4 protein-coding genes are annotated in these 3859 nt (G+C 60.5%); 3 read left to right on the forward strand and 1 reads right to left on the reverse strand.

Annotated elements, in window-relative coordinates; translation table 11 throughout:
• On the forward strand, window positions 1-133 hold a 133-nt coding region (locus SGJ19_26820; GenBank protein MDZ4783877.1), incomplete at its 5' end, for a transposase.
• Window positions 134-202: 69 nt separating this feature from the next.
• Window positions 203-1966, forward strand: coding sequence for a DUF885 domain-containing protein (locus SGJ19_26825; protein MDZ4783878.1), 1764 nt, complete (start codon window positions 203-205; stop codon window positions 1964-1966).
• A gap of 11 nt (window positions 1967-1977) precedes the next feature.
• Here SGJ19_26825 and SGJ19_26830 read toward each other — a convergent pair whose 3' ends face one another.
• Window positions 1978-2493 carry a gamma carbonic anhydrase family protein gene (locus SGJ19_26830; protein ID MDZ4783879.1) on the reverse strand — a complete coding sequence of 172 codons (516 nt, stop codon included), beginning with the start codon at window positions 2491-2493 and terminating at the stop codon, window positions 1978-1980.
• 251 nt (window positions 2494-2744) lie between these two features.
• Here SGJ19_26830 and SGJ19_26835 point away from each other — a divergent pair, with 251 nt between their 5' ends.
• On the forward strand, window positions 2745-3470 hold the full coding sequence (locus tag SGJ19_26835; protein ID MDZ4783880.1) for a DUF1080 domain-containing protein: 726 nt from the start codon (window positions 2745-2747) through the stop codon (window positions 3468-3470).
• Window positions 3471-3859: the final 389 nt, after the last annotated feature.

Raw genomic sequence — 3859 nt, forward strand, 5'->3', positions numbered from 1 at the left:
CAACATGATCGAACGTCTCTTCGGCAAACTCAAAGAGTTCCGCCGCGTCGCCACTCGCTACGAAAAACTGAAACAAACATTTCTGGCAATCATCCAACTCGCCCTCGGATTCATCCGCCTGAAACGGATTTAATCGTCAACAGAGCCTAGCGTCGTTGGACTTCAGCTGAAAGCCACGCAGATTCATCCACGAGTAACAACAATGCGACTGCCAAGCACTCTATCCGTTGCGATCTTACTTGCGTTGTGGAGTCATCCTGCGGTCACGGCCGCGCCGGCCGACGAATTGAAGCAACTCCTCGAAGAAGCCTGGCAGCACGACCTGCGCGAAGACCCGCTCTTGGCCACGCAGGCCGGCGACCGGCGGTTCAACGACCGCTTGCCGAACGTAACCATCGCCGATATCGAGCGCCGCGCCGCGGCCGATCGAAAGTTCCTCGAACGGCTCGAAGCGATCGATCGATCGCAGCTCGATCGTGAGAATCAGATCAACTACGACGTCTTCCGCCGCCTGCGCGCAGACGGACTGCGCGAGTACGAGTTGCGCGGCTATTTGATGCCGATCACCAACCGCGAAGGGTTTCATATCTTCTTCGCGGATCTGCCGAAGCAGACGCCGCTCGACACGGTCCAGGATTACGAGAATTATCTGTCGAGGCTGAACGCGTTTCGCGTCTATACCGATCAGCACATCGAGCTCTTGCGCGAGGCCGTGAAGCAAGGCTACACCTTGCCGGCCGTCGTGTTGCGCGGGTTCGAGAAGCCGATTCAATCGCAGATCACGGACGACCCGACGCGGAGCGTGCTCTTCGATCCTTTCAAGAAATTCCCGGATCGCGTTCCGGATGCGGACAGAGTGAGACTCACCGAGTCCGCCCGGCAGGCGATCGCCGAAAACGTCGTGCCGGCGTACCGCGACTTCCTGGAATTCATGTCCGAAGACTATGTGCCGCAAGCGCGTACGCAGCCGGGCGCATCCGCGTTGCCGAACGGCCGCGAGTTCTACCGGCATCGCGTGCGACAATACACGACGCTCGATCTCACCCCGGAGGCGGTCCACGAAACGGGACTTGCCGAGGTGAAACGCATTCGCGGCGAGATGGAGGAGCTGATTCGAGAGATCGGCTTCGACGGAGATTTCGCGAAGTTTGTCGAGCATCTGCGCACGGATCCGGCGTTTTACGCGACAACTCCGGAGCAGTTGCTCAAGGAAACCAGCCTGGTGCTGAAGCGCATGGACGGCGAGTTGCCGCGGCTGTTCAAGCGGTTGCCGCGCGTGCCGTACGGGATTCGCGAAGTGCCGGATTACATCGCGCCGATCACCACCACGGCTTATTACATGCCGTCGTCGGGGGACGGCTCGCGGGCAGGTTTCTACTATGTGAACACCTACGACCTCAAGAGCCGGCCGTTGTACGAAATCGAGGCCTTGTCGCTCCACGAGGCCGTGCCGGGGCATCACCTGCAGATCGCGCTGCAACAAGAGTTGAGCGAGCTACCGCCGTTCCGCCGCTTTGCCGGTTTTACGGCGTTCGTTGAAGGCTGGGGGCTCTATTCCGAGCGATTGGGTCTGGAGGTCGGCTTCTACGAGGATCCGTATCAAAACTTCGGTCGGCTGAGTTACGAGATGTGGCGGGCTTGCCGTCTGGTCGTTGACACGGGCATTCACTACCTCGGCTGGACGCGCGAGCAGGCGATTCAGTTCATGGCGGACAACTCCGCGATGACGCTGCTGAACATCACCAACGAGGTGGACCGCTACATCGCCTGGCCTGGCCAGGCGTTGGCCTATAAAACGGGTGAATTGAAGATCCGCCAATTGCGCGCGGAAGCCGAGGAAAAGCTGGGCGTGAATTTCGACATCCGCGAATTCCACGACGTCGTCCTGCGCAGCGGCGCGGTGCCGTTGGACGTGCTGGAAGCGAACGTGCGGAGTTATATCGAAACGGCTTCCAGCGAACACTGACACGTGCGGCGCTACGATTTCGCGGATTCGGCGAATCGCTTCGCGTTCTCGACGTAGTGCGCGGCGCTCAGGCGATTGTGCTCGATTTCTGCCGGCGTGAGGGCGCGCTTCACTTTCGCGGGAATGCCGACCGCCAGCGAACCGGGCGGAATGTGCGTGCCTTCGGTGACGAGCGCCGCCGCGCCGATGATGCAATCTTCGCCCACCACGGCGCCGTTCAACACGATCGCGCCCATGCCGATCGTGGTGTTGTCGTCGACGGTCGCTCCGTGGATGATCGCGCGATGTCCGACGGTGACGCCGGCGCCAATCCGACAGGGAAATCCGTGATCCGCGTGCAATACGGCGCCGTCCTGAATATTGGAACGCTCGCCAACGGCGATGTGATCGACGTCGCCGCGCAGCACCGCGTGGAACCACACGCTGGACTCCGCGGCGAGCGTGACGTCGCCGACCACTACCGCGCCGGCCGCAATGTACGCGGAAGGGTGCGCCTGCTCCGAGCGGAATTCGGTACGAGATGACATAGTCATCATACTAGCCCGTAGCGCCAGCGAGGGGGAGAGGACGACGGGTACGGACCGAGACGAAACTCTCGGTGGCCTCATTGATACGCAACGGAGAGTTCCATCCTTACTCGAAATCAACGTCAAATCTCCCTCGCTGGCGCTACGGGCTAGTGTCGCGAGTATTCTGAACAAGCATTGACATCGCGTCACGCCCCGTCGACGATGGCCGAATTGTTCGAATCAACGCGCGCCCTCTGGGAGGCTACTTCATGTCACGCCAACTTCTCTTCGCCGTGATGCTCGCGCTCTGCAGCGTTTCGCAAGGTATTGCCGAAGACGTCCCGCAAAACACGCTCACCGCGGAGGAGCAACGAGAAGGCTTCCAACTGCTGTTCGACGGCAAGTCCACCGATGGCTGGCGCGGCTACAAGATGGACGAAATGCCGCCGGGCTGGAAGGTGATCGACGGAATTCTCACGCGGGTCGCGGGAGGCGAGGGCGGCAAAGGCGCGGGGGGCGGCGATGACATTGTGACGCAGGACGAGTACGCGAACTTCGAGCTGCGGCTGCAATGGCGCGTGGGCAAGGGCGTCAACAGCGGGATTCTCTATCGTGTCGTCGAAGAGGCCGCCACCTCCTGGCACGAAGCGCCGGAGATGCAGGTGCTCGACAACATCGGCTGGGGCGAAAGCGAAACGCGGCACCACGCCGGCGCGCTCTACGATCTCTATGCGCCGGCGAAAGACGTCACGCATCCGGCCGGCGAATGGAATGAAGTGCGCCTTGTTGTCGACGGCAATCACATCGAGCACTGGCTCAATGGCGAAAAGCTCGTCGAATGCGAGCTCTGGAGCGACGACTTCAACGAACGGCTGGCCAACAGCAAGTTCCGCGACAAGCCGACGTATGCCAAGGCCGCCAAGGGGCACATCTGTTTGCAAGACCACTCCGGCAACATTGAATACCGCAATATCCGCTTGCGCGTGCTGCCTTAAGCCGGAGTGTGCCCGCGAAACTCGCGAAAAGACGCGAAAATCAGGATCGCCTCAATCGTATTTGCGTCGAGAAGGCAACGACTGATCCGCGACTTGATGAATTGACAACCGCGCCATGGGCAATTGATTGTGAGCCCAATTTGTTCTTTCGCGTCTTTTCGCGTGTTTCGCGGGCCAATTTCGTCGTGCGCAGAAAAAAGCACGACGAGCTGGCCTGGTGGCCTGGCTCGTCGTGCGGGTTGGTTATTAGCGATTACTAGGGTGGGTCGCGTCGATGTTCGTCCATCGTGCCTTACAGGGAGTCGCTCTCGGGGGCCGGCGGCGGTGAAGTCAAATCGACGGTGGACGCTTCGGCCGTCGCACATTCGGTGCAAACATCGGACGAGCAG

It is taken from the genome of Planctomycetia bacterium (genome assembly GCA_034440135.1).
Taxonomy (GTDB): Bacteria; Planctomycetota; Planctomycetia; order Pirellulales; family JALHLM01; genus JALHLM01.

Excerpts from the sequence above, each read along its gene's own strand:
- SGJ19_26825 (MDZ4783878.1), top strand. The coding sequence starts at position 203 with ATGCGACTGCCAAGCACTCTATCCGTTGCGATCTTACTTGCGTTGTGG.
- SGJ19_26830 (MDZ4783879.1), bottom strand. The coding sequence starts at position 2,493 with ATGTCATCTCGTACCGAATTCCGCTCGGAGCAGGCGCACCCTTCCGCG.
- SGJ19_26835 (MDZ4783880.1), top strand. The coding sequence starts at position 2,745 with ATGTCACGCCAACTTCTCTTCGCCGTGATGCTCGCGCTCTGCAGCGTT.